This is a genomic window from Comamonas sp. FG99, from assembly GCF_057808605.1.
The window spans coordinates 37,881-60,517 of the sequence record NZ_JBMDII010000020.1 but is presented as its reverse complement, the minus strand read 5'-3'; the positions used below and the strand labels follow the sequence as shown (position 1 = coordinate 60,517).

23 protein-coding genes, 1 pseudogene and 1 riboswitch are annotated in these 22,637 nt (G+C 69.2%); of the genes and pseudogenes, 18 read left to right on the top strand and 6 right to left on the bottom strand.

The genetic code is table 11. From position 1 onward, the window contains the following. Nucleotides 1-131: 131 nt before the first annotated feature. From ACODRX_RS14805 to ACODRX_RS14765, 9 genes and pseudogenes are all read left to right on the top strand, one after another. Nucleotides 132-2,528: a heavy metal translocating P-type ATPase gene (locus ACODRX_RS14805; protein WP_488872284.1), complete on the top strand. Its 2,397-nt coding sequence runs from the start codon at nt 132-134 to the stop codon at nt 2,526-2,528. A gap of 38 nt (nt 2,529-2,566) precedes the next feature. Then, complete coding sequence (ccoS, locus tag ACODRX_RS14800) at nt 2,567-2,704, top strand: cbb3-type cytochrome oxidase assembly protein CcoS (RefSeq protein WP_460479444.1); 138 nt, start codon at nt 2,567-2,569, stop codon at nt 2,702-2,704. 63 nt (nt 2,705-2,767) lie between these two features. Continuing rightward, nucleotides 2,768-4,231: a cytochrome-c oxidase, cbb3-type subunit I gene (gene ccoN / locus ACODRX_RS14795; RefSeq protein WP_488872283.1), complete on the top strand. Its 1,464-nt coding sequence runs from the start codon at nt 2,768-2,770 to the stop codon at nt 4,229-4,231. 28 nt (nt 4,232-4,259) lie between these two features. Further along, a complete protein-coding gene (ccoO, locus tag ACODRX_RS14790; RefSeq protein WP_488872282.1) occupies nt 4,260-4,892 on the top strand; it encodes a cytochrome-c oxidase, cbb3-type subunit II in 633 nt (210 codons plus the stop codon). Between the two features lie 10 nt (nt 4,893-4,902). Further along, nucleotides 4,903-5,031: pseudogene (locus tag ACODRX_RS14785) on the top strand (cbb3-type cytochrome oxidase subunit 3); the annotation flags it as partial. 41 nt (nt 5,032-5,072) lie between these two features. Next, nucleotides 5,073-5,993, top strand: coding sequence for a cytochrome-c oxidase, cbb3-type subunit III (gene ccoP, locus ACODRX_RS14780; RefSeq protein ID WP_488872281.1), 921 nt, complete (start codon nt 5,073-5,075; stop codon nt 5,991-5,993). A gap of 9 nt (nt 5,994-6,002) precedes the next feature. Beyond that, nucleotides 6,003-7,460, top strand: a complete 1,458-nt coding sequence (ccoG, locus tag ACODRX_RS14775) for a cytochrome c oxidase accessory protein CcoG (protein WP_488872280.1) — start codon at nt 6,003-6,005, stop codon at nt 7,458-7,460. Nucleotides 7,461-7,501: 41 nt separating this feature from the next. Further along, nucleotides 7,502-7,786 (top strand): FixH family protein, encoded by a 285-nt coding sequence (locus ACODRX_RS14770; protein ID WP_488872279.1) that lies wholly within the window; start codon nt 7,502-7,504, stop codon nt 7,784-7,786. Between the two features lie 27 nt (nt 7,787-7,813). Continuing rightward, nucleotides 7,814-8,116, top strand: a complete 303-nt coding sequence (locus ACODRX_RS14765; protein ID WP_488872278.1) for a hypothetical protein — start codon at nt 7,814-7,816, stop codon at nt 8,114-8,116. 34 nt (nt 8,117-8,150) lie between these two features. On the opposite strand, the gene fnr is transcribed toward ACODRX_RS14765, so the two are convergent. Further along, nucleotides 8,151-8,876, bottom strand: a complete 726-nt coding sequence (fnr, locus tag ACODRX_RS14760; protein ID WP_488872277.1) for a fumarate/nitrate reduction transcriptional regulator Fnr — start codon at nt 8,874-8,876, stop codon at nt 8,151-8,153. A gap of 162 nt (nt 8,877-9,038) precedes the next feature. Here fnr and hemN point away from each other — a divergent pair, with 162 nt between their 5' ends. Together hemN and ACODRX_RS14750 are read left to right on the top strand one after the other, a co-directional pair. Continuing rightward, on the top strand, nt 9,039-10,418 hold the full coding sequence (gene hemN, locus ACODRX_RS14755; protein ID WP_488872276.1) for an oxygen-independent coproporphyrinogen III oxidase: 1,380 nt from the start codon (nt 9,039-9,041) through the stop codon (nt 10,416-10,418). A gap of 2 nt (nt 10,419-10,420) precedes the next feature. Continuing rightward, nucleotides 10,421-11,152: an urease accessory protein UreH domain-containing protein gene (locus tag ACODRX_RS14750; RefSeq protein ID WP_488872275.1), complete on the top strand. Its 732-nt coding sequence runs from the start codon at nt 10,421-10,423 to the stop codon at nt 11,150-11,152. Between the two features lie 103 nt (nt 11,153-11,255). On the opposite strand, the gene ACODRX_RS14745 is transcribed toward ACODRX_RS14750, so the two are convergent. The 3 genes from ACODRX_RS14745 to ACODRX_RS14735 form a co-directional block, all read right to left on the bottom strand. Continuing rightward, on the bottom strand, nt 11,256-12,083 hold the full coding sequence (locus tag ACODRX_RS14745; RefSeq protein ID WP_488872274.1) for a sulfite exporter TauE/SafE family protein: 828 nt from the start codon (nt 12,081-12,083) through the stop codon (nt 11,256-11,258). A 314-nt stretch (nt 12,084-12,397) separates the two neighbouring features. Further along, nucleotides 12,398-12,724 carry a cell division protein ZapA gene (locus tag ACODRX_RS14740; RefSeq protein ID WP_488872273.1) on the bottom strand — a complete coding sequence of 109 codons (327 nt, stop codon included), beginning with the start codon at nt 12,722-12,724 and terminating at the stop codon, nt 12,398-12,400. Next, entirely contained in the window at nt 12,721-12,939 is a 219-nt protein-coding gene (locus tag ACODRX_RS14735; RefSeq protein ID WP_488872272.1) for a DUF904 domain-containing protein, read from the bottom strand. Before ACODRX_RS14735 ends, ACODRX_RS14740 begins: the two co-directional genes overlap by 4 nt. A gap of 38 nt (nt 12,940-12,977) precedes the next feature. After that, nucleotides 12,978-13,228: riboswitch (cobalamin riboswitch) on the top strand. A gap of 92 nt (nt 13,229-13,320) precedes the next feature. On the opposite strand from ACODRX_RS14735, the gene ACODRX_RS14730 reads away from it, so the two are divergent. From ACODRX_RS14730 to ACODRX_RS14700, 7 genes are all read left to right on the top strand, one after another. After that, entirely contained in the window at nt 13,321-15,183 is a 1,863-nt protein-coding gene (locus tag ACODRX_RS14730; protein WP_488872271.1) for a TonB-dependent receptor domain-containing protein, read from the top strand. Between the two features lie 149 nt (nt 15,184-15,332). Continuing rightward, nucleotides 15,333-16,676, top strand: a complete 1,344-nt coding sequence (locus tag ACODRX_RS14725; RefSeq protein WP_488872270.1) for a cobyrinic acid a,c-diamide synthase CobB — start codon at nt 15,333-15,335, stop codon at nt 16,674-16,676. Between the two features lie 5 nt (nt 16,677-16,681). Continuing rightward, nucleotides 16,682-17,266 (top strand): bifunctional adenosylcobinamide kinase/adenosylcobinamide-phosphate guanylyltransferase, encoded by a 585-nt coding sequence (locus ACODRX_RS14720; RefSeq protein ID WP_488872320.1) that lies wholly within the window; start codon nt 16,682-16,684, stop codon nt 17,264-17,266. After that, on the top strand, nt 17,263-18,198 hold the full coding sequence (locus tag ACODRX_RS14715; RefSeq protein WP_488872269.1) for an ABC transporter substrate-binding protein: 936 nt from the start codon (nt 17,263-17,265) through the stop codon (nt 18,196-18,198). The genes ACODRX_RS14720 and ACODRX_RS14715 overlap by 4 nt, the downstream gene beginning before the upstream one ends. A 44-nt stretch (nt 18,199-18,242) precedes the next feature. Next, a complete protein-coding gene (locus tag ACODRX_RS14710; RefSeq protein ID WP_488872319.1) occupies nt 18,243-19,214 on the top strand; it encodes a FecCD family ABC transporter permease in 972 nt (323 codons plus the stop codon). Next, nucleotides 19,211-20,011, top strand: a complete 801-nt coding sequence (locus ACODRX_RS14705; RefSeq protein WP_488872268.1) for an ABC transporter ATP-binding protein — start codon at nt 19,211-19,213, stop codon at nt 20,009-20,011. Before ACODRX_RS14710 ends, ACODRX_RS14705 begins: the two co-directional genes overlap by 4 nt. A gap of 5 nt (nt 20,012-20,016) precedes the next feature. Further along, nucleotides 20,017-20,355, top strand: a complete 339-nt coding sequence (locus tag ACODRX_RS14700; protein ID WP_488872267.1) for a hypothetical protein — start codon at nt 20,017-20,019, stop codon at nt 20,353-20,355. Nucleotides 20,356-20,371: 16 nt separating this feature from the next. Here ACODRX_RS14700 and ACODRX_RS14695 read toward each other — a convergent pair whose 3' ends face one another. Both ACODRX_RS14695 and ACODRX_RS14690 read right to left on the bottom strand, forming a co-directional pair. Continuing rightward, nucleotides 20,372-21,655, bottom strand: a complete 1,284-nt coding sequence (locus ACODRX_RS14695; RefSeq protein WP_488872266.1) for an NAD(P)/FAD-dependent oxidoreductase — start codon at nt 21,653-21,655, stop codon at nt 20,372-20,374. A 20-nt stretch (nt 21,656-21,675) separates the two neighbouring features. Beyond that, complete coding sequence (locus ACODRX_RS14690; protein ID WP_488872265.1) at nt 21,676-22,623, bottom strand: dihydrodipicolinate synthase family protein; 948 nt, start codon at nt 22,621-22,623, stop codon at nt 21,676-21,678. Nucleotides 22,624-22,637: the final 14 nt, after the last annotated feature.

Sequence of the window (22,637 nt, the reverse complement as noted above, 5' to 3'; positions counted from 1 at the left end):
CCGTGGCGCTGCCGGCAGTCATACCTTACTTGTAACCGCATCGCTGTGCTGCCAATGTAAGAAAAAACGCACATTCCGTAGTTTGATGCAGGTCAAGACATGTTCGCCGCCGGCTGGCTACCCTGTACAGCATGCAGACTACGCCTTCCCTTGCCCCGCCGCAGCCCGGCCTCGCCGCGCCGGCTGGCGGCGCCTTGCTGCTGGACGATCGGCAGGAATGGCCGCGCTTCGGCCGCAGCCTGGATGAGGCTGGCGCGCGCTGGGAGTCGCATGTGGTGCTGGGCGGCATGTACTGCGCGGCCTGCGCGCTGGCCATCGAGGCGGCGCTCAAGGCGGTGCCCGGCGTGGAGTCGGCCGAGGTGAGCGCTGCGGCCGAGCGGGCCCGCGTCGTCTGGGATGCGCGCCAGGTCCTGCCGTCGCAATGGATGGCGGCCATCGAAGCCGCCGGCTACCGGGTGCAGCCGGCCATGGACGCCGCGCTGCGCGAGGTGCGGCGGCGCGAGTTGCGCCAGTCGCTGTGGCGCTGGCTGGTGGCCGGCTTTTGCATGATGCAGGTGATGATGTACGCATGGCCGGCCTACGTGGCAGCGCCCGGCGACCTGAGCGCCGAGATGGAGTCGCTGCTGCGCTGGGCTTCGTGGGTGATATCGCTGCCGGTGGTGCTGTTCGCCTGCGGGCCGTTCTTTCGCGGCGCCTGGCGCGACCTGCGCCAGCGGCGCATCGGCATGGACCTGCCGGTGGCGCTGGGCATGGGCATCACCTTCGCGGTGAGCACGCTGGGCACCTTCGAGCCGGGCGGCATCTTCGGCCGCGAGGTGTATTTCGACTCGCTCACCATGTTCGTGTTCTTCCTGCTGTCGGGGCGGCTGCTGGAGCAGCGCCTGCGCCACCGCAACCTGGGGCTGCTGGAGCAGGCGCTCAACCGCCTGCCCGACAGCGCGCTGCGCGTGCAAGCCGACGGCTCGGCCGAGGCCGTGGCGCTGCGCGAGCTGCGCCTGGGCGATGTGCTCCGGGTGCTGCCGGGCGAGCGCCTTGCCGCCGACGGCACCGTGCTGCGCGGCGCATCGCAGGTGGATGAATCGCTGCTGACCGGCGAAGCCACCGCCGTGCCCAAGGGCGCGGGCGATGCGGTGGTGGCCGGCAGCTGCAACGGCGGCGGCGTGCTGGAGCTGCGCGTCGAGCGCCTGGGCGAGCAGACCGTCTATGCCGGCATGGTGGCGCTGATGCGCGCGGCCGCCACGCAAAAACCGGCGCTGGTGCGCATGGCCGACCGCGTGGCGCGGCCCTTTTTGTGGGGCGTGCTGCTGTGCGCCGCGGCGGCGCTGCTGTGGGGCTGGCTGTACCAGGGCGATCCGGCGCGGGCCTGGATGGCGGCGGTGGCGGTGCTGATCGTGACCTGCCCCTGCGCACTGTCGCTGGCGGCGCCGGTGTCGCTGCTGAGCGCGGCCGGCGCCGCGGCCCGCCATGGCGTGCTGGTGCGGCGCCTGCAGGCGCTGGAGGCATTGGCCGGCGTCGATACCGTGGTGTTCGACAAGACCGGCACCCTGACCGGCGGGGTGCCGCAGCTGCGCCAGGTGCGGCTGCCCCAGGGCGGGCCGCTGCCGCAGGAGCAGGCCGTGCAATTGGCCGCGGCGCTGGCCCGGCATTCGCGCCATCCCGCGGCATGTGCGCTGGCGGCTGCAGGGCAGCTTGCGCAGGCCGGGGACTGGCGGCTGAGCGATGTACAGGAGCACGCTGGCCAGGGGCTCCAGGCCGTGGCGCTGGAGTGCTCCGGCGCGGGCGAGTCTGTGGCGGCCTGGGAGCTGAGGCTGGGCTCGCCGGCCTTCACGCAGCAGGCTGGGGAGGCCGCCCGTGTGGTGCTGGCTGGCCGGAGGCGGGGGGCGCGGCCCGGCGAGCCCTGGCAGGCCTGGGCCTTTTTCGAGCTGGCCGAGACGCAGCGGCCGCAGGCGCGGCCGCTGGTGCAGGCCTTGCAGGCGCAGGGCATGCAGGTCTGGCTGCTGTCGGGTGACCGCGAGGCCGCGGTGCAGCAGCTGGCGGCCGAGCTGGGTATAGAGAATGCGCGCGGCGAGTGCGCGCCGGATGCCAAGCTGGCGCTGCTCCAAGGGCTGCAGCGCCAGGGCCGCCGCGTGGCCATGGTGGGCGACGGGCTCAACGACGGCCCGGTGCTGGCCGGGGCCGATGTGTCGTTCGCCATGGGCACGGCGGTGCCGCTGGCGCAGGCGCAGGCCGACGTGGCCGTGCCCAGCGGCGATTTGCGGCAGCTGCTGCACACCTTCGCGCAGGCGCGCCGGGCGCTGCGCGTGGTGCGCGAGAACCTGGCCTGGGCCTTGCTGTACAACGCGGTCTGCATTCCGCTGGCCATCGCCGGCTGGATGCCCGCCTGGCTCGCCGGCCTGGGTATGGCGCTGAGCTCGCTGCTGGTGGTGGGCAATGCGGCGCGGCTGGCGCGTTGGCCGCAGGCCGCGCGGGCGGGCCCTCGGCCCGATGGGGCAGTGGCGCCGGCGCAGCCGGCGCTGGTGGCTTCCTGAGCCTTTGCTTGAATCGCGAGCAGGAAAAAGGGCAGTCGATGGATATCTTGTATTTGCTGATTCCGCTGTCGGTGGTGCTGGTGCTGCTGGTGGTGGCGGCGCTGTGGTGGGCCGTGTACCGTGGCCAGTTCGAGAGCGTGGACCAGGAGGCGGAGCGCATTCTTCAAGAGCCTTGACATGCGTCAAGGCCGCCCGGCGGCATTTGCTTGACACTGTTTGCAACATCTACGAGGACTACGATGATTGCGACAGATTCACAAGCAGCTGCTGCCGCGCAAGCACCGGCCGTGCACTATGACGACACCGTGGTGCGGCAGTTCACCATCATGGCGGTGGTGTGGGGTGTGGTCGGCATGGCGGTGGGCGTGTTCATCGCCGCCCAGCTGGCCTGGCCCGAGCTGGGCTTCGGCATTCCCTGGCTGAGCTACGGGCGCCTCAGGCCGCTGCACACCAACGCGGTGATCTTTGCCTTTGGCGGCTGCGGGCTGTTCGCCACCAGCTACTACGTGGTGCAGCGCACCTGCCAGACGCGGCTGTTCCTGCCGAAGCTGGCGAGCTTCACCTTCTGGTGCTGGCAGGCGGTGATCGTGGCGGCCGCCATCAGCCTGCCGCTGGGCTACACCCAGGGCAAGGAATACGCCGAGCTCGAATGGCCGATCGACATCCTGATCGCGGTCACCTGGGTGGCCTATGCGATCGTGTTCTTCGGCACCGTGGGCATCCGCAAGGTCAGGCACATCTATGTGGCCAACTGGTTCTTCGGCGCCTTCATCATCGCGGTGGCGCTGCTGCACATCGTCAACAGCGCGGCCATCCCGGCGAGCTGGATGAAGAGCTACTCGGCCTATGCCGGCGTGCAGGACGCGATGGTGCAGTGGTGGTACGGCCACAACGCGGTGGGCTTCTACCTCACCACCGCCTTCCTCGGGATGATGTACTACTTCATCCCCAAGCAGGCCGGCCGGCCGGTGTACAGCTACCGCCTGTCCATCGTGCACTTCTGGGCGCTGATCTTCACCTACATGTGGGCCGGCCCGCACCACCTGCACTACACCGCGCTGCCGGACTGGACACAGTCGGTCGGCATGGTGTTCTCGCTGATCCTGCTGGCGCCGAGCTGGGGCGGCATGATCAACGGCATGATGACGCTGTCGGGTGCCTGGCACAAGCTGCGCGACGACCCGATCCTACGCTTCCTGATCGTGTCGCTGTCGTTCTACGGCATGGCCACCTTCGAGGGGCCGATGATGTCGATCAAGACCGTCAACGCGCTCTCGCACTACACCGACTGGACCATCGGCCACGTGCATGCCGGCGCGCTCGGCTGGGTGGGCCTGGTGACCATGGGCTCGCTGTACTACCTGGTGCCGCGCCTGTTCGGCCGCGAGAAGATGCATTCGGTGCCGGCCATCGAGCTGCACTTCTGGCTCTCCACCGTGGGCATCGTGCTGTATATCGCCGCGATGTGGATCGCCGGCGTGATGCAGGGCCTGATGTGGCGCGAGGTGAATCCCGACGGCACGCTGGCCTACACCTTCGTCGAAAGCGTGAAGGCGACCTATCCGTTCTATGTGGTGCGCGTCACCGGCGGCCTGCTGTACCTGATCGGCATGCTGGTCATGGGCTGGAACGTGTGGATGACGGCGATCTCCGGCCGCTCGGTCCAGGTGCCGGTCCCCGCCGTGCAGGCCGCGCAGGCCTGAGCCCCCGCTTGAAAGAAAAGGTTTATCCATGGCGAACAACAACGCACATAGCAGCGGCGGCTTCACCCACGAGCGCGTCGAGACCAGCAACTTCCTGATGATCGTGCTCATCTTGCTGGTGGTGGCGATCGGCGGCCTGGTGGAAATCGTGCCGCTGTATTTCCAGAAATCCACCACCGAGCCGGTGGCCGGCCTCAAGCCCTATACCGCGACCCAGCTGATCGGCCGCGACGTGTATATCCGCGAGGGCTGCTACAACTGCCACTCGCAGATGATCCGGCCCTTCCGCGCCGAGACGCTGCGCTACGGCCACTACTCGGTGGCGGGCGAATTCGTCTACGACCATCCATTCCAGTGGGGCTCCAAGCGCACCGGGCCCGACCTGCACCGCGTGGGCGGCAAGTACAGCGACGAGTGGCACCGCATCCACCTGCTGAACCCGCGCGACCTGGTGCCCGAGTCGAACATGCCGGCCTATCCCTGGCTGGCCACGGCCCAGCTCGATGCCGAGGCGGTGCAGCCGCGCATGCGCGCGCTGCGCAAGGTGGGCGTGCCCTACAGCGACGAAGAGATCGCCGCCGCGCCCGCCGAGCTCAAGGGCAAGACCGACCTGGATGCGCTGATCGCCTACCTGCAGGTCATGGGCAAGACGCTGAAGTAAGGACACAGCCATGGACATCACCACGATGCGCATAGTCGCCACCCTGGCTTCGTTCGCCTGCTTCATCGGCATCGCCGCCTGGGCCTATGCCGGCCGCAACCGCCAGCGTTTCGAGCAGGATGCGCTGCTGCCCTTCCAGGACGGCGAATCCGAGCCGCCACAACAACAACGAGAACTGCCATGAGTGATTTCGCAAGCAATTTCTGGTCGCTGTATGTGACCGTCATCACCGTCGTGGGCATCGTGGCCTGCCTGCTGCTGCTCATCATCACCTCGCGCAAGAAGGTGCAGGCCACCGCGGACAACACCACCGGCCACGTGTGGGACGGCGACCTGACCGAGATGAACAACCCCATGCCGCGCTGGTGGATGTGGCTGTTCGTGCTGACCATCGTGTTCGCCGCCGGTTATCTGGCGCTGTACCCGGGCCTGGGCAGCTTTGCCGGCCAGAAGGGCTGGTCCTCGGCGCAGCGCTACCAGGACGAGGTGGCGCAGGCCGCCAAGGAGCTGGCCCCCGTTTATGCCCGCTTCGACGGCATGGCGCCCGAGGCCCTGGCCAAGGATGCCCAGGCCATGGCGATTGGCGAGCGCCTGTTCATGAACAACTGTGCGCAGTGCCACGGCTCGGACGCGCGCGGCAGCAAGGGCTTTCCGAACCTGAGCGACGGCGACTGGCTGCACGGCGGCACGCCCGACAAGATCCACGAGACCATCGCCAAGGGCCGTATCGGCACCATGCCGCCGATGGCCGCGGCGGTGGGCTCGTCCGAGGACGTGCGCAACCTGGCGCAGTATGTGCTCAGCCTCTCGGGCAGCCCGCACGATTCGCTGCGCGCCAGCCTGGGCAAGTCCAAGTTCACCGCCTGCGCCGCCTGCCATGGCATGGACGGCAAGGGCAACCAGGCCCTGGGCGCGCCCAACCTGAGCGACGACATCTGGCTGCACGGCTGGGGCGAGGCCGCGATCGTGGCCATGATCAACAACGGCAAGACCAACCAGATGCCCGCGCAGGAAGACAAGCTGACCGAGCAGCAGATCGGCGTGCTCACCGCCTACGTGTGGGGCCTGTCGAATGGCTCGGCCGCGGTGGCGGCGAAGTAGGGCGGGCCCATGAGCGGTTCTGAGCACCCTGGCGGGTCCGCCGGCAAGCGGGTGATCCCGATCGCCGCGGCGCCGCCCGACGATGCCGCCTCGGTATCGCTGTACGAGGCGCACCAGAAGATCTACCCGCGCTCGATCCGCGGCCTGTTCTCGCGCTGGCGCTGGCTGATGGTGTGGCTCACCCAGCTGGTGTTCTACGGCCTGCCCTGGCTGTCCTGGGGCGAGCGGCAGATGGTGCTGTTCGACCTGGGCGCGCGGCGCTTCTACATCTTCGGGCTGGTGCTGTACCCGCAGGATTTCATCTACCTCACCGGGCTGCTGGTGATCTCGGCGCTGTCGCTGTTCCTGTTCACCGCGGTGGCGGGGCGGCTGTGGTGCGGCTTTGCCTGCCCGCAGACGGTATACACCGAGATCTTCCTGTGGATCGAGAAGGTGGTGGAGGGCGACCGCAGCGCGCGCCTGCGCCTGGACCAGGGCGGCTGGAGCCTGGAGAAGCTGCGCAAGAAATTCCTCAAGCAGCTGCTGTGGATCGCGATCGCGCTGTGGACCGGCTTCACCTTCGTCGGCTACTTCGTGCCCATCCGCACGCTGGCGGCCGAGCTGATGGCGCTGCAGGGCTCGTGGCAGCTGTTCTGGGTCGGCTTCTACGGCTTTGCCACCTACGGCAATGCCGGCTACCTGCGCGAGCAAGTGTGCAAGTACATGTGCCCCTATGCACGTTTTCAGAGCGCGATGTTCGACAAGGACACGCTGATCGTCAGCTACGACCCGCAGCGCGGCGAGCGCCGCGGCCCGCGCGCCAAGGCGGTGGACTACCGCGCCAAGGGCCTGGGCGACTGCATCGACTGCAAGCTGTGCGTGCAGGTCTGCCCCACCGGCATCGACATCCGCGACGGCCTGCAATACGAATGCATTGGCTGCGGCCTGTGCGTGGACGCCTGCAACACGGTGATGGACAAGCTGCAGTACCCGCGCGGCCTGATCCGTTTTTCCACGCAGAACGCGGTGGCCCGGGGCTGGAGTGCGGCGCAGATGATGCGCCGGGTGCTGCGCCCGCGGGTGCTGATCTACAGCGCGGTGTTGCTGGCGCTGTCGGTGGCCATGGTGGCCAGCCTCTATGTGCGCACGCCGCTCAAGGTCGACGTGGTGCGCGACCGCGCCGCGCTGGCGCGCATCGTGGCCGGCGGCCGGCTGGAGAACGTGTACCGCCTGCAGATCATGAACGCCACCGAGGCGGCGCGCAGCTACCGCATCGCGGCCAGCGGCCTGCCGGGGCTGGAGGTGGCCTCGGAGCCGGAGGTTCTGGTGGAGCCGGCCCAGGCGCGCTGGGTGGCCGTGCGGCTGCAGCTGCCGCACGAGAGCTGGGGTAGCCAGGAGGCCGGCTCGCACACCATTTATTTCGACATCAAGGCGCAGGGCCATGCCGAGCAGGTGCGGGAGAAGTCCATCTTCCTCGTGCCCCGCTGAGCGCCCCGCGCCCGATCCCATCGCATTGCAAGGAGCTGACCATGAACCGCAATCTGCCGCAAACCGCGCCGGCCGCCGATGCCGGCAAGCCCTGGTGGAAGTTTCTCTCCGTCTGGCTGCTGCTGTCCGGGCCGGCCCTGGTGGTGGTGGCCGGGCTGGCCACGGCCTGGATCGCGGTCCGTGGCCAGGACCCGGTGGTCGACGACAACTACTACCAGAATGGCTTGAACATCAACCAGCGGCTCGCGCAGCCGCAAAAGAGCCTGGCACCGGCGCTCAAGGCACGCAACCATACGGCCACGCCGGCATCGGACCAGCCGCAATAGCGCGGCAAGCAAGAAGGGGAGACGCAGATGCTGCTGCAACGATGGATGTGGATCGCCTGGCCTGCATTTTTGCTCGCGGGCGTGCAGGAAATGCTGGTCTTCGCGGTGGTCGATCCGCACGACCTGACCTGGGCGGGCGAGCCGCTGCCGCTGAGCCGCACCGGCATCTACACGGTGGCGTTCTTCGTGTTCTGGGCGCTGATGATGGTGGCTACCGCGCTGACCACGCTGCTGTCGCTGTCGCCGTTCGAGGTCAACCGCTGCCCGGTGCCGAGCGACGACCGGCCCGATGCCTGCCGGCGCGGCGATTCGCAAGAGAAGTGCTGCTGAAATGCCTTGGGCTCAGGCGCGCATGGCAGTGGAATCAGTGGCAGGGCGCCTGGCTGCTGTTGACCAGGCCCTTGAGCTTGGCCGCGTCGATGATGCGCACATGGCGCTGCTTGACCTCGACGATGCCCTCGTCGACGAACTTCGAGAAGGTGCGGCTCACCGTCTCCAGCTTGAGGCCGAGGTAGCTGCCGATCTCCTCGCGCGTCATGCGCAGCACCAGCTCGGTCTGCGAGAAGCCGCGGGCATGCAGGCGCTGCACCAGGTTGAGCAGGAAGGCCGCCAGGCGCTCCTCGGCGCGCATGCTGCCCAGCAGCAGCATCACGCCGTGCTCGCGCACGATCTCGCGGCTCATGATCTTGTGCACATGGTGCTGCAGCGCGTTCACCTCGCGCGACAGCTCTTCGAGCCGCTCGTAGGGCATCACGCAGACCTCGGCATCCTCCAGCGCGATCGCGTCGCAGGAATGCTGGTCGCGGGCCACGCCGTCCAGCCCCATGATCTCGCCAGCCATCTGGAAGCCGGTCACCTGGTCGCGCCCGTCCTCGGTGGTGATGCAGGTCTTGAAGAAGCCGGTACGGATCGCATACAGCGAGGTGAATGCCTCGCCGTTGCGAAACAGCGCCTCGCCGCGCTTGAGCTTGCGCCGGGTGGAGACGACCTCGTCCAGGCGCTGCATCTGCTCGCTCGGCAGCCCCACGGGCATGCACAGCTCGCGCAGGTTGCAGTTGGAGCAGGCGACTTTGATGGCGGTAGTGGACATGCAGTGATTCCGTTGGCTTGACATTCATCAACTCCGCTGGCGCATGACCCGGAGCCTGTGTATCCGTATTGTGAACCATGGGCCGCCAATCCTTCTTGATCTGGGTCAAGGACAGCCGGAGCACGCCGGCGCATAGTAGTTTTTCTGATGGAAGATGCTGCGATGATTGCCTTGACTCCCGAGCTGCTGCGCCGTTTCGACGTGCCTGGCCCTCGCTACACCTCGTACCCGACCGCCGACCGCTTCGTCGAGGCCTTCGGCGCGAGCGACTACGCCATCGCGCTGGAGCAGCGGCGCTCGCACCCGGGCCGGGCGCAGCCGCTGTCGGTCTATGTGCACATCCCGTTCTGCGAGTCGCTGTGCTACTACTGCGCCTGCAACAAGATCGTCACCCGCCACCCCGAGCGCGGCGACCAGTACCTCGACTACCTGGAGCGCGAGCTGGCGCTGCATGTGCGCCACGGCGGCAGCGACCAGGCGGTGAGCCAGCTGCACCTGGGCGGCGGCACGCCAACCTTTCTCAGCGACACCGGACTCCAGCGCCTCATGGACATGCTGCGCCGCCACCTGCGCCTGGTGCCCGGCGGCGAGTATTCGATCGAGATCGACCCGCGCACCGTCACCCGCGAGCGCCTGCAGCTGCTGGCCGGGCTCGGCTTCAACCGGCTGAGCTTCGGCGTGCAGGACTTCGAGCCCGCGGTGCAAAAGGCGGTGCACCGCGAGCAGGCGGCCGAACAGGTGTTCGAGCTGGTGCGGGCGGCGCGCGAGCTGGGCTTCGAATCGATCAACGTCGACCTGATCTACGGCCTGCCCAAGCAGACGCCGCAGAGCTTTGCACGCACCATGCAGCAGGTGCGCGCGCTGCGCCCCGACCGCATCGCGCTCTACGCCTACGCCCATCTGCCGGAGCGCTTCAAGGCCCAGCGGCGCATCGCCACCGCGGATCTGCCCGCGCCGTCCGACAAGCTGGCCATGCTGGCCCAGGCGGTGGATGCGCTGCAGGCCGGCGGCTATGTCTACATCGGCATGGACCATTTCGCGCTGCCGCAGGATGCGCTCGCCGTGGCCAAGCGCCAGGGCCGGCTGCATCGCAACTTCCAGGGCTACAGCACCTATCCCGACTGCGACCTGCTGGCCCTGGGCGTATCGGCCATAGGCCGCATCGGCGCCACCTACAGCCAGAACGCCAAGACGCTGGAGGAGTACTACGACCTGATCGACCAGGGCCAGATCCCGGTGGTGCGCGGGCTGGCGCTGTCGCGCGACGACTTGATCCGCCGCGCGGTCATCATGGCGCTGATGTGCCAGGGCAGCCTGATCATCGAATCCATCGAGCAGGCCTGGCTGATCGACTTCGGCCGCTACTTCGCGGCCGAGCTGGAGCAGTTGCGCGCGATGCAGGAGCAGGGCCTGGTGCGCCTGGGCGGCGAGGAGATCGCGGTAACCGACATGGGCTGGTATTTCGTGCGCGGCATCGCGATGGTGTTCGACCGCTACCTGCAGGCCGACCGCAACCGCGCGCGGTTTTCCAAGATCATCTGAACATGCTCTGGGGCGTAGCCGTCACCGCCTTGCTGATGGGGCTGGCCGGCGGGCCGCACTGCCTGGCCATGTGCGCAGCCCCTTGCGCGCGCATCGCCGCGCCGCAAGGCGGCAGCCAGCCGATTGCCTGGGCGCCCGCCGGCGCTCCCGCCGCATGGCCGGCGGCACAGGTGGATGCCATGCGCCTGGCCGCCCTGCATGCGGGGCGGCTTGCCGGCTACGCGGCGCTGGGCGCGCTGGCGGCCAGCGCCATCGGCGGCTTTGCCCAGGGCGTGCAATGGGCCGCGGCGCTGCGGCCCGTGTGGGCGCTGGTGCAACTGCTGGTGTTGCTGTGGGGGCTGACGCTGCTGGCCTGGGCACGCCAGCCGGCCTGGATGGAACAGGCCAGCCGGCGCCTGTGGTCGCGGGTGCAGCAAGGCCTGGCGAGCCGCGGCCGGGTGCTGGCGCTGGGCCTGGCCTGGGCCTGCCTGCCCTGCGGACTGCTGTATTCGGCGGTGGCGGTGGCGGCGCTCACCGGCAGCGCCGCCGGCGGCGCGGCGGCCATGCTGGCCTTTGGCCTGGGTGGCACGCTGTGGCTGGTGCTGGGCCCGTGGCTGCTGGCGCGCGCGGGCCGGGCGGCCAACCGCTGGCGGCAAGACCTGGGCACCCGCCTGGCCGGCGCGGTGCTGGTGCTGATGAGCGGCTGGGCGCTGTGGATGCATGCCATGCAGCACGGGCCGGTGCTGTGGTGTTAGCATCTAAAAAGGGAGCTGCCAGCGCTGATGTTTAAAGGTTTTCAGGTATAAAAGTATTGGAGATCAATACCTGAAGAGCGCTGAAAGCTCTTGTTTTTGCATCTCAATGCACCAGCGCCACGGCGCTCTTGTAGAGCATGTAGCTGGCCAGGCACAGCAGCAGCGCGGCGAACACCTTCTTGAGCTGGGCCACCGGCAGCTGGTGCGCGGCCTTGGCGCCCAGCGGCGCGGTCAGCACGCTGCAGGCCGCCACCGACACCAGGCCCGGCAGCCAGATATAGCCCACCGCGCCCGGCGGCAGGCCCTGCAGGTGCAGGCCGGCGAGCATGAAGCCCAGCACATTCGTCACCGCGATCGGAAAACCCAGCGCCGCGCTGGTGGCCACCGCGTTGTGGATCGGCACGTTGCACCAGGTCATGAACGGCACGCTGATGAAGGCGCCACCCGCGCCCAGCAGGCCCGAGAGGCAGCCGATCAAGCCGCCCGCGCCCAGTTGGCCCAGCGTGCCGGGCATGGAGCGCATGGCCTTGGCCTCGCGCTTGAAGACCATGCGCAGCGCCGAATAGCCGACGAACAGCCCGAAGAAAATGCCCAGGTAGCTGCCCTTGAGCACCGCGAAGATGCCCAGGCTGGCCACCAGGCCGCCCAGCACGATGCCGGGCGCCAGGCGCAGGGCGATGTCCCAGCGCACCGCGCCGCGCCGGTGGTGCGCCCGCACGCTGGAGGCCGAGGTGAAGACGATGGTGGCCATGGAGGTGGCGATCGCCATCTTGATGGCCAGCTCGGGCGCGACCGACTGGCGCCCGAGCAGGTAGCTCATGAACGGCACCAGGATCATGCCGCCGCCGATGCCCAGCAGCCCCGCGAGAAAGCCTGCCACCAGGCCCAGGCAGGCCAGCATGGCGATGGTGAGGGGATCGATCAGGGGCATGGCGGGGCTGGAAAGAACAAAGGCCACCGTTGCCGGTGGCCTTTGCAGGGGAAAAAGGTGTTCGCAACATCCACCGGGCCGTCATCCTGAACCGGGGGTTCAGGTGGGCGAGGGCAGCTCAACGTTGGGTTCATCTGACGCGAGACGATCACGCTCGAGGAGCAATGTACCAAGCCCGTGCTCGTAGAGCATTGGTTCAAGGAACTATAAAGCCCGGCAGCGCTGCGAACGACTCCATTGTATGCGCTGCAAAGGGGCCGTCGGCGCAAACTCATTTATCAGCGCCGTGAGCCTGGTTAAATTTCTATACCTGCTTATTTGAGGGCCGAGTCCAGCCGCTCCAGCAGTGCCTGCAGGCGCGGCTCGTCCAGGTCCAGCGAGGCCTGCGCCGCCGGTGCGGGCTCGGGGGCGGGCGCTGCCGCTGCGGCCGCCGCTGCGGCCTGAGATTCGAGCAGGTCGAAGGCGATGTTCAGCGCCGCCAGCACCGCGATCTTCTCGCGGCCGCGGATCTTGCCGCTGTCGCGGATGCCGCACATGGCCGCGTCCACATGCTTGACGGCCGACTGCAGGCGCTCCTCCTGGCCTTCGGGGCAGCCCAGCATGTAGCTCTGCTGCATGATGTGTACTTCCATCTGCTTCATACGTCATCCTGTTCCGAGGTCTTGGGCAGGCGCTCGATCATCGCATCGACGCGCGCGCGAGCCGCGTTCAGCCGGGATTGTAAGGAGTCCCGCTCCTGGGTGAGGGAGGCGAGCTTGTCCTGCAGTTGCGCATGGGCATGCTGCAGGGCTTCGTGGCGGGCCAGCAGGGCTTGCACCCGTTCCAGTATCAAGTCCAAAGACGACGTGGTGACCATAGGGAGACAGTGAATAAGAAAGAGCAACCGCGAACGGCGATAAAATTGTATCCGTTGGTGCTCGCCGCAATGGTTCACAGCGCGGCAGTTCAACGGGAAGCAGGGAAGTGCGCCGGCCTTTTGCCCGGATGCCCTCAACCTGCGCTGCCCCCGCAACGGTAAGCGATTGATAGCGTTGTGACGCTATCTGCAGCCACATTCTAGCCACTGAACACCTTGAACAAGTGCTTGGGAAGGCGTGTGCTGTAACGTCGCCAGCCCGGATACCGGCCAACGATGCGAATGACGCGCCCCGGTTGCCCTCGATCGGGGTGGCGCTTTCTTGTTTCCCACATGCCGGCGGGGAGGCCGGCACGGGCCATTCCTGGATTTCTCTGCCCCATGAGTTCGATTTCTTTGCCGGCCCACGCGCGCGCCGCGCTGTGCCTGTCCGCCCGCCTGTCCGCGGTTTCCGCGGCCGCCCTGATGCTCTGCTCCCCCGCGCTTGCGCAGGATGGCGCAGCCGTCCTGTCCGAAATGGTGGTCACCGCCAACCGCACCGAGCAGCCGCTGGCCGACCTGGTGGCCGACATGTCGATCGTCGACCGCGAGACCATAGAGCGCGCAGGCGCGGTGGGCGTGGCCGACCTGCTCGCCCGCCTGCCCGGCATCGAGATCTCGCGCAACGGCGGCCCCGGCACCACCACCAGCGTGTTCCTGCGCGGTGCCGATACACGTTTTACCGCCGTATACATCGACGGCGTGCGCATCGATTCCCAGTCCACCGGCGGTGCCAGCTGGCAGGACATTCCGCTGGAGCAGATCGACCGCATCGAGGTGCTGCGCGGCCCGGCCGCCGCGGTCTACGGCTCCGACGCCATGGGCGGCGTGGTGCAGATCTTCACCAAGAAGGGCGAAGGGCCGCCCAAGCCCTATGTGGGCCTGGGCGTGGGCAACCGCGGCACCTTCACCGCCGAAGCCGGCGTGAGCGGCGCCTCCGACGGCTGGGACTATGCGATCGGCCTGGCGCGCGCGCAGTCGCACGGCTTCAATGCTCGCACCACCGCCACCGCCAACCCCGACGACGATGGCTACCGCCGCAATTCGGTGACCGGGCGCCTGGGCTACCAGATCAACCGCGAGCAGCGCGTCGAGGCGACGATGCTGTACTCCGACACCAACTCCGGCTACGACCTCAGCCCCAGCGCCGACGACCGCAGCCTCAACAAGCTGCAGACCCTGGGTCTGAACTGGCAGGCGCAGTGGACCAAGGAATACAGCACCAAGCTGCAGTACACCCAGTCGCGCGACCGCTATGAGACGCGCCCCTCGCCCTACCTCACCGACACGCGGCTGCAGAACTACCTGTTCCAGAACGAGTACCGGCTCGGCATCCACACCTTCACCGCCGCGCTGGAGCGCCGCGAGGACAAGCTGGAGAACGGCGACATCAACCGCCAGCGCTTCCAGAACGCGCTGGCGCTGGGCTGGGGCCTGCACAGCGGCAAGCACAGCGCGCAGCTCAACCTGCGCCACGACAGCGACAGCGAGTTCGGCGGCAAGACCACGGGCAGCGCCTCGTACGGCTACGAGTTCGTGCCGCACTGGCGTGCCACCGTGGCGGCGGGCACGGCCTTTCGCGCGCCCACGCTGTACCAGCGCTTCAGCATGTACGGCGACCCCTCGCTCACGCCTGAAGAGGGCCGCAATGCCGAGCTGGGACTGCGTTGGGCCAACGGGCACGACAGCTTCTCGGCCACCGTCTACCGCAACCGCGTGCGCAACCTCATCAACTGGGTGGGCGGCACCGGCAGCTGCGTGGGCAACAGCGGCCCCTACGGCGGCTGCTATGCCAACGTGGGCCGTGCGGTCTACGAGGGCCTGACCCTGGCCGGCGGCACCCGCATCGGCATGGTCAACCTGCGCGCCTCGGTGGACTTCCAGGACCCGCGCGACCAGGACAGCGACAAGCTGCTGGCCCGCCGCGCCCGGCGCCATGCCAGCCTGTCGGCCGACACCACGCTGGCGGGCTGGACGCTGGGCGGCGAGGTACAGGCCAGCGGCAAGCGCTACGACGACGCGGCCAACACCAAGGTACTGGGCGGCTACACGCTGCTGAACCTGTCGGCCAGCCGGCAGCTGAGCCGCGACTTCAGCCTGGTCGCGCGGCTGAACAACCTGGCTGACAAGAAGTACGAGCTGGCCCGCACCTATGCCACCGAGGGCCGCTCGGTCTACGTGGGCGTGCGCTGGGCCCCGCGCTGAGATGTACTACCCCCTGAGGCACTTTGCGCCTTCCCCCTGGGAGGGGGACGACGGCCTTTGCTTCGGGGCGGCCCTTGCTGGCCATCCCGCGGCTCGGGCATGCCTGTTTCAGGGGGTGTAGCTGTTGCGTAGCTTCGAAGAAAACTGATATGGCAGCTTGTGCAGCTCTGCTGGTAGGGGCCATGGCCTCGGGCCAGGGCAAGACCACGACTACCGCCGCGCTGGCGCGCCTGCACCGGCGCCAGGGGCGGCGGGTGCAGGTGTTCAAGTGCGGGCCGGATTTTCTCGATCCGCACTGGCTGCAGCTGGCCAGCGGCGCGCCGGTGCATGCGCTGGACCGCTGGATGACTGGCGAGGCCGATTTGCGCCAGCGCCTGCACGCGGCGGCGCAAAGCTGCGACCTGATCCTGATCGAAGGCGTGATGGGGCTGTTCGACGGCCCGAGCAGTGCCGCAGACCTGGCCAAGGCCCTTGGCCTGCCGGTGCTGGCGGTGATCGACGCCTCGGCCATGGCCGGCAGCTTCGGCGCGGTGGCGCACGGCCTGCGCCACTACGACGAGGCCCTGCCGCTGGCCGGCGTGTTGGCCAACCGCGTGGCCGGCGAGCACCATGCCGAGCTGCTGCGCCAGGGCCTGCGCGAGCCCGGCCTGTGGCTGGGCGCGCTGCCGCGCGTGTCGGTGGACGAGGGCGCCAGCCTGCTGCCCGAGCGCCACCTGGGCCTGGTGGCCGCGCAGGAGCTGCCCGATGCCGAGCGCCGCCTCGACGCCGCCGCCGATGCACTGGCGCAGACCCCGCTGGGCCGCAAGCCCTGGCCGGCCTGGCGGGCGGACTGGTCGGTGGCGTTCGCGCCGCCGCCCGAGCCCGCCGCCGCGCCGCCGCGCCTGCTGGCCGGGCGGCGCGTGGCGGTGGCGCGCGATGCGGCCTTCAGCTTCATCTACGCCGCCAACCTCGATTGCCTGCGGGCCATGGGGGCGGAGCTGCACTTCTTCTCGCCGCTGGCCGGCGAGCGGCTGCCGGCCTGCGATGCACTATGGCTGCCCGGCGGTTATCCCGAGCTGCACCTGGCGGCGCTGCAGGCCAACGCGGGCCTGCAGCTCGACCTGCAGAATCACGTGCAGCAGGGCCGGCCGGTGTGGGCCGAATGTGGCGGCATGGTGGCGCTGTGCGAAGGCCTGAGCGATGCCGAAGGGCATTGGCGGCCGCTGTGGCGCCTGCTGCCCGGGCAGGCACGCATGCAAAAGCGCCTCGCGGGCCTGGGCATGCAGCAGCTGCAGACGCCCTGGGGTCTGCTGCGCGGGCATACCTTTCATTATTCGCGCCTGGACAGCAGTGCGCAGGTGCTGGCGCGCTCCAGCCGCCCGGGCCAGCCGCCGCGCGCCGATGCGGGCGAGGCCTGGTACCGGCACGGCAGCATCCATGCCAGCTATTTCCATGCCTGGTTTCCCTCTTGCCCCGAGGCGGTGGCCGGCTTGCTCGGAGCCTTGCCACAATGACGGCCATGGACACCACGATCACCCCCGGCCTGCGCGCCCTGCTGCTGGGCGGGCAGAAAAGCGGCAAATCGCGCCAGGCCGAACTGCTGGCGGCGCAATGGCTCGCCCGGCAGCCGGACCACGAGGCCGTGCTGCTGGCCACCGCCACCGCCTGGGATAGTGAGATGCGCGCGCGCATCGCCCGCCACCAGCGCGACCGCGTCGAGCGCGTGCCGGGCATGCGCACCGTCGAAGAGCCGCGCGCGCTGGCCGCGGCGCTGGCAGCGCACAGCGAGCCGCAGCGCCTGCTGGTGGTCGACTGCCTCACGCTGTGGCTCACCAACTGGTTGATGCCGGCGCCAGGGGATTTGCCGCAGAATACGCCTGCCGCACAGGCATGGCGCGAACAGCAGGCGCTTTTCTTGCAGGCGCTGCAGCAGGCGCGCGGGCCGGTGGTGCTGGTGAGCAACGAGATTGGCCTGGGGGTGATTCCGCTGGGCGCCGAGGTGCGGGCCTTTGTCGACGCGCTGGGCACGCTGAACCAGCGTGTCGCGGCGGTGTGCAACCGGGTGACTTTGATGGCGGCGGGGCTGCCTTTGCAATTGAAATGAAAAACTCTGTCTTCAAGCGCCTGCTGGCGCGCTGTGCCGCGGCACTGCTGCTGCATGGCACGCTGGCCGGCGCGGCGGCGGCGTCGGCCGGCGCGGTGCAGCTCGTGCCGCCCCAGGCCATCACCGACGACCGCGGCCGCGCCATACAGCTGCCCCAGACTCCACGGCGCATCGTGAGCATGGTGCCCTCGCTGACCGAAAGCGTCTGCGCGCTGCAGCTGTGCGACCGGCTGGTGGGCGTGGACCGCTATTCGAACTGGCCCGAAGCGGTGCGCCGGCTGCCGGTGCTGGGCGGCGGGGTGGACCCGAACGTCGAGGCGATCGTGGCGGCCCGGCCCGAGGTGGTGCTGCTGTCGCGCGCCGCCGCGGTCAAGGTGGCCGCCCGGCTCGAAGCATTGGGCCTTACCGTGGTGGTCACCGAGGTCAATGCGCAAAACGGCATCCACCAGTCGCTGCTGCGGCTGGCCCGGCTGCTGGGCGTGCCCGAGGCCGATGCGCAGCAGGTGTGGCGCGAGATCAATGCCGGCGTGGACGCGGCGGCGCAGGCCATGCCCGCGGCGGCGAAAGATGCGCGCGTGTATTTCGAGGTGAGCCGCGGGCCGTATGCGGCGGGGCCGCAGTCCTTCATCGGCGAGACGCTGGCGCGCCTGGGCGTGCGCAACGTGGTGCCGGCCGAGCTGGGGCCGTTTCCGCGCCTGAGCCCCGAGTTCCTGCTGCGCGCCAACCCCGACGTGATCATGATGGGCAGCCGCAGCATGCAGGTGGCCACCTCGTACCCGGGCTGGGAGCGGCTGGCCGCGGTCAAGGCCGGGCGCGTATGCATCTTCCCGCAGGAAGAGGCGGACATCATCGTGCGCCCCGGCCCGCGCATGGCCGAGGCCGCGCGGCTGATGGCGGCCTGCCTGGCGAACAAGCTGGGCCCCCGCAAGTGAGCGCACTGCACGACCGGGGCCCAGCCCTGGCCCGCAGCCGCTGGCTGGCGCTCGCGCTGGCGCTGCTGACCGTGCTGCTGCTGGCGGTGGGCGCCAGCGTGGGCAGCACCGGCTGGGAAAGCGTGCTGCGCATGCGCGCAGACCCGGTGGCCTGGCAGATCGTGACCGACATCCGCCTGCCGCGCTCGGCCGGCGCCTGGCTGGCCGGCGCGCTGCTCGGGCTGGCGGGCGCGGTGGCGCAAGGGCTGTTCCGCAACCCGCTGGCCGACCCCTACCTGCTGGGCAGCGCCTCTGGCGCGGCGCTGGGCAGCGCCATCGGCCTGGTGGCCATGGGCTCGGCGCTCACCGGCCTGGATATCTGGCACCGCCTGGGCATGACCGGCGTGGCCTTTGCCGGCGCGGCGGCCGCGGTGCTGCTCACGGTAACGCTGGCCGGCCAGGTACAGAACACGCTGCGCCTGCTGCTGGCGGGCGTCATCGTTGGCGTGGTGCTGGGCGCGGTGCGCGACCTGATCGAGATCCGCCACCCCGACATCCTGCAGGCCATGCAGAGCTTCGTGCTCGGCACCTCGGCCTTCGTGGGCTGGGACGGCTGCCTGCTGATGCTGGCCGTATGGCTGCTGTGCTCGCTGGCGGCCTGGGCCTTCTCGCGTGTGCTCGATGGGCTGACGCTGGGCGAGGCCACCGCGCAAAGCCTGGGCCTGCCGCTGGCGCCCCTGCGCTACGGCCTGGTGCTGGTGCTGGCGCTGGCCACCGGCACCTCGGTGGCGCAGACCGGGCTGATCGCCTTCGTCGGCCTGGCCGCGCCGCACCTGGTGCGCAGCCTGGTGCGCGTGGGCCACGGCCGCAGCACGGTGCTGGCCAGCGGCATGGGCGGCGTGCTGCTGCTGGCCGCCGACATCCTGGCGCGCTGGCTGATCGCGCCGCAGGAGCTGCCGGTGGGCGTGCTCACCGCGGCGCTGGGCGGAACCTACCTGCTGTGGCGCATGCACCGGCGTTCGGCGAGGATGCCATGACCGAGATCGCTTCCGAGATCGCCTTGAGCGCAGAGCAGCTCAGTGCCAGCGTGCACCAGCGGCCCATATTGCGCGGCATCAGCGTGCGCTTTGGCGCGGGGCGCTGGACCAGCATCGTCGGCCCCAATGGCGCGGGCAAGTCCTCGCTGCTCAAGGTGTTGTGCGGCTTGTGGCCGGCGCAGTCGCTGCAGGGCGGGGTGCAGCTGCAGGGCAAGCCGCTGCAGCGCTGGCCGCGCCAGCAGCGCGCGCGCACGCTCGCCTGGCTGGGCCAGAACGAAACCGCCACCGACGAGCTGACCAGCTACGACGTGGCCATGCTGGGCCGTCTGCCGCACCAGGCCTGGCTGGCCTCGCCCAGCGACGAAGACCATGCGGTGGTGCGCCGCAGCCTGCAGGCCACCCAGGCCTGGGACTGGCGCCACCGCCCGCTGGCCGAGCTCTCGGGCGGCGAGCGCCAGCGCGTGCTGCTGGCCCGCGCGCTGGCGGTGCAGGCCCGGGTGCTGCTGATGGACGAGCCGCTGGCCAACCTCGATCCGCCGCACCAGGCCGACTGGATGCTCATCGTGCGCGAGCTGGTGGCCCAGGGCACCACCGTGGTCAGCGTGCTGCACGAGCTGTCGGTGGCGCTGCAGGCCGACGACCTGCTGATCCTGCAGGCCGGCCAGGCGGTGCACCATGGCGCCTGCGCCGACCCCGCCACCCATGCGGCGCTGGAGGCGGTGTTCGGGCACCGCATCCAGGTGCGCCAGCTCGACGGGCAATGGCTGGCGGTGCCCAGGCTGGGGGGAGGGCGGTGATGCCCATGGCCGACCTCAAGTTCGTCGGTACCCACCAGGAGTACGACCGGATCGATGTGGAAACCGTGGAGCCACAAAGCATGAAACTCCAACTCAAGCCGATTCGCACAGAGGCTGACTATCAAGCTGCTTTGAAGGCGGCGGAAGCATGCTTTGATGCGGCAACCGAGCTTGATCCGAATACCGAAGAAGGTGCGGCATTTGATGCGCTTGTCTCGCGGATTGAGGCCTACGAACGAAAGCAGTACCCCGTGGAGCCGCCCGCCCCATCGACGCCAGAGCGGCGGGGTGTGGCGGCCAAGAAGCTGGCTCCTCCTGAGCGGGCAAACGCATCAAGCCTCTGATGCGCGGCCGCGCCGCTTAGAAGCGGCCCAGCCGATAGGCCGAGAGATCGGGCATGCTCGACTGCGAAGCCTGCGGCGCGGCCAGCTGTGCCATCCATTCGGCGGTGATCGCGGCCTGGGTGAGGCCCAGGTGCTGGTGGCCAAAGGCGAGCAGTACCCGGCCGTCGCAGGTCTGGTCGATCACCGGCAGCGAATCGGGTAGCGAGGGGCGAAAGCCCATCCAGGGGCTGGCGCCGTCGGCATTGAGCGCCGTGTGGAACAAGCCCTGGCTGAGGCGGTGCAGCTGCCAGGCGCGCTCCAGGTTCGGCGGGCGGTGCAGGCCGGCGAACTCGACGGTGCCCGCCAGCCGCAGCCCGCCGGCCATGGGCGTCATGATGAACTTGCGCTCCAGCGAGGTCACCGCGAATGGCAGCCGCCCGTGCTCGCGCGGCAGCATCAGGTGGTAGCCGCGCTCGGTGTCCAGCGGCACCTTGACTCCGGTCAGCTGCGCGGTGAGCCTGGCGGAATGGGCGCCACAGGCAATCAGCACGCGGCGGGCGTGCAGCGGGCCTTGCTGCGTGCTCAGCATTACCCCGTCCGCATGCCGGCGCCCTGCCAGCACCTGCTGGCGCAGCAGGCGCACGCCGCTGGCCTGGGCGGCCTCGGCCAGGTGGCGCACCACTTGATGGGGATCGATGAAGTGGCCGGTCTCGGGAAAGAACAGGCCGCCAAGCAGCTGCGCGCTCAGCTGCGGCGCCGCGCTGCGCAGCAGCGGGGCATCCCAGCAGTCGACGGCGACCTGCTGCCGCAGCAGGCGCGCGCGCAGCGCCTCGATGGCCGGGCGCGAATGGGCCTGCTCGAATACCAGCAGGGAGCCTTGCTGGCGCAGCAGTTCGGCATGGCCTATGGATTGCAGCAGGCGCTGCCAGGCAGCGAGGCTGTTGGCGTTGAGCTGGCGCAGGCCCGCCACCGTGCGCTGAAAAGGTGCGGGGCGCAGGTTCAGCAGCAGGCGGGTGAACCAGGGCAGGGCATGCGGCAGGTATTTCCAGTCCAGGCGCAGCGGACCCATGGGGTCCATGAGCATGGCGGGTAGCCGCTTCAGGATGGTGGGCTCGGCGATGGGAAACACCTGCTCGGTCGCCAGGTGGCCGGCATTGCCGTATGAGGCGCCCATGCCCGGCCCCTGGCCGTCGATGAGCACCACCCGCTGGCCCTGGCGGGCCAGCGCGAGGGCGCAGGCCACGCCGATGATGCCGGCGCCAACCACGGCGATATCCGCCGGCTCGGGCTCGGCGCTGGTTTCGGATCGGGCGGGCATCATGCCTGCTGCTGGCCGCCGGCTCAGGCGAGCTGGTGCTCGGCCGACCACTGGGCGTACCACTGGCGGAACAGCGCGTATTGCTGCTCGGCGTAGCGGCGCTGGGCTTCGCTCAGGGCATCGCTCTCGTTGAAGTGCAGGGTGTACTCCTTGTCGCCGTTGAGCACCATCAGGTGCTTGTAGTACAGCACCAGGTCGCAGCCTTCGTCGAAGGACGAGAGCACGGCCAGTGCGCTCTCCAGCTCGTGGGCCAGGCGGCGCGCGCGGGCATCGCCCTTGGCGGCCTGCTTGCTCAGCGCCACCAGTTGCAGCACTTCGCGCGGCAGGGCATTGCCGATGCCGGTGATGCAGCCGGTGGCGTTGCAGTTGACGAAGCCATGCACCACCTGGGTGTCCACGCCGACCATGAGGGTGATGGCATCGTCCTGCGAGCTGATGTTCTCGGCCGCGTAGCGCAGGTCGGCGGCGCCGCCGAATTCCTTGAAGCCGATCAGGTTGGGGAATTCGCGGCGCAGCGCGAAGAACAGGTCGGCGCGGGTGGCGAAGCCATAGTAGGGGCTGTTGTAGATCACGGCCGGCAGTGCGCTGGCGGCCTGCAGGATGGCGCAGAAGTGCGCCTTCTGCGCCACCGGCGAGGCACCGCGCGAGAGCACGCGCGGAATCACCATCAGCCCATGGGCGCCCACCTTGGCGGCGTGCGCCGCGTGCGAGACGGCTTCGCGGGTGTTGACCGCGCCGGTGCCGACGATGGTGGGAATGCCGGCATCGACCAGGCGGGCCACGCCTTCTTGGCGCTGGCTTTCGGTTAGCAGCGGCCAGTCGCCCATGGAGCCGCAGTACACGACCGCGCTCATGCCGATATCGACCAGCTGGCGGCCCTTGGCTACCAGGGCATTGAAGTCGGGCTTGCGCTCGGCGGTGCAGGGGGTCATCAGCGCGGGGATGCAGCCGGTGAAGATGTTGTTGCTCATGGTGGCTCCTGGTT

Bases quoted from the DNA above. Each gene is read 5' to 3' on its own strand.
- ACODRX_RS14805 (WP_488872284.1), top strand. From the start codon at position 132: ATGCAGACTACGCCTTCCCTTGCCCCGCCGCAGCCCGGCCTCGCCGCG.
- ccoS (WP_460479444.1), top strand. From the start codon at position 2,567: ATGGATATCTTGTATTTGCTGATTCCGCTGTCGGTGGTGCTGGTGCTG.
- ccoN (WP_488872283.1), top strand. From the start codon at position 2,768: ATGATTGCGACAGATTCACAAGCAGCTGCTGCCGCGCAAGCACCGGCC.
- ccoO (WP_488872282.1), top strand. From the start codon at position 4,260: ATGGCGAACAACAACGCACATAGCAGCGGCGGCTTCACCCACGAGCGC.
- ccoP (WP_488872281.1), top strand. From the start codon at position 5,073: ATGAGTGATTTCGCAAGCAATTTCTGGTCGCTGTATGTGACCGTCATC.
- ccoG (WP_488872280.1), top strand. From the start codon at position 6,003: ATGAGCGGTTCTGAGCACCCTGGCGGGTCCGCCGGCAAGCGGGTGATC.
- ACODRX_RS14770 (WP_488872279.1), top strand. From the start codon at position 7,502: ATGAACCGCAATCTGCCGCAAACCGCGCCGGCCGCCGATGCCGGCAAG.
- ACODRX_RS14765 (WP_488872278.1), top strand. From the start codon at position 7,814: ATGCTGCTGCAACGATGGATGTGGATCGCCTGGCCTGCATTTTTGCTC.
- fnr (WP_488872277.1), bottom strand. From the start codon at position 8,876: ATGTCCACTACCGCCATCAAAGTCGCCTGCTCCAACTGCAACCTGCGC.
- hemN (WP_488872276.1), top strand. From the start codon at position 9,039: ATGATTGCCTTGACTCCCGAGCTGCTGCGCCGTTTCGACGTGCCTGGC.
- ACODRX_RS14750 (WP_488872275.1), top strand. From the start codon at position 10,421: ATGCTCTGGGGCGTAGCCGTCACCGCCTTGCTGATGGGGCTGGCCGGC.
- ACODRX_RS14745 (WP_488872274.1), bottom strand. From the start codon at position 12,083: ATGCCCCTGATCGATCCCCTCACCATCGCCATGCTGGCCTGCCTGGGC.
- ACODRX_RS14740 (WP_488872273.1), bottom strand. From the start codon at position 12,724: ATGAAGCAGATGGAAGTACACATCATGCAGCAGAGCTACATGCTGGGC.
- ACODRX_RS14735 (WP_488872272.1), bottom strand. From the start codon at position 12,939: ATGGTCACCACGTCGTCTTTGGACTTGATACTGGAACGGGTGCAAGCC.
- ACODRX_RS14730 (WP_488872271.1), top strand. From the start codon at position 13,321: ATGAGTTCGATTTCTTTGCCGGCCCACGCGCGCGCCGCGCTGTGCCTG.
- ACODRX_RS14725 (WP_488872270.1), top strand. From the start codon at position 15,333: ATGGCAGCTTGTGCAGCTCTGCTGGTAGGGGCCATGGCCTCGGGCCAG.
- ACODRX_RS14720 (WP_488872320.1), top strand. From the start codon at position 16,682: ATGGACACCACGATCACCCCCGGCCTGCGCGCCCTGCTGCTGGGCGGG.
- ACODRX_RS14715 (WP_488872269.1), top strand. From the start codon at position 17,263: ATGAAAAACTCTGTCTTCAAGCGCCTGCTGGCGCGCTGTGCCGCGGCA.
- ACODRX_RS14705 (WP_488872268.1), top strand. From the start codon at position 19,211: ATGACCGAGATCGCTTCCGAGATCGCCTTGAGCGCAGAGCAGCTCAGT.
- ACODRX_RS14700 (WP_488872267.1), top strand. From the start codon at position 20,017: ATGGCCGACCTCAAGTTCGTCGGTACCCACCAGGAGTACGACCGGATC.
- ACODRX_RS14695 (WP_488872266.1), bottom strand. From the start codon at position 21,655: ATGATGCCCGCCCGATCCGAAACCAGCGCCGAGCCCGAGCCGGCGGAT.
- ACODRX_RS14690 (WP_488872265.1), bottom strand. From the start codon at position 22,623: ATGAGCAACAACATCTTCACCGGCTGCATCCCCGCGCTGATGACCCCC.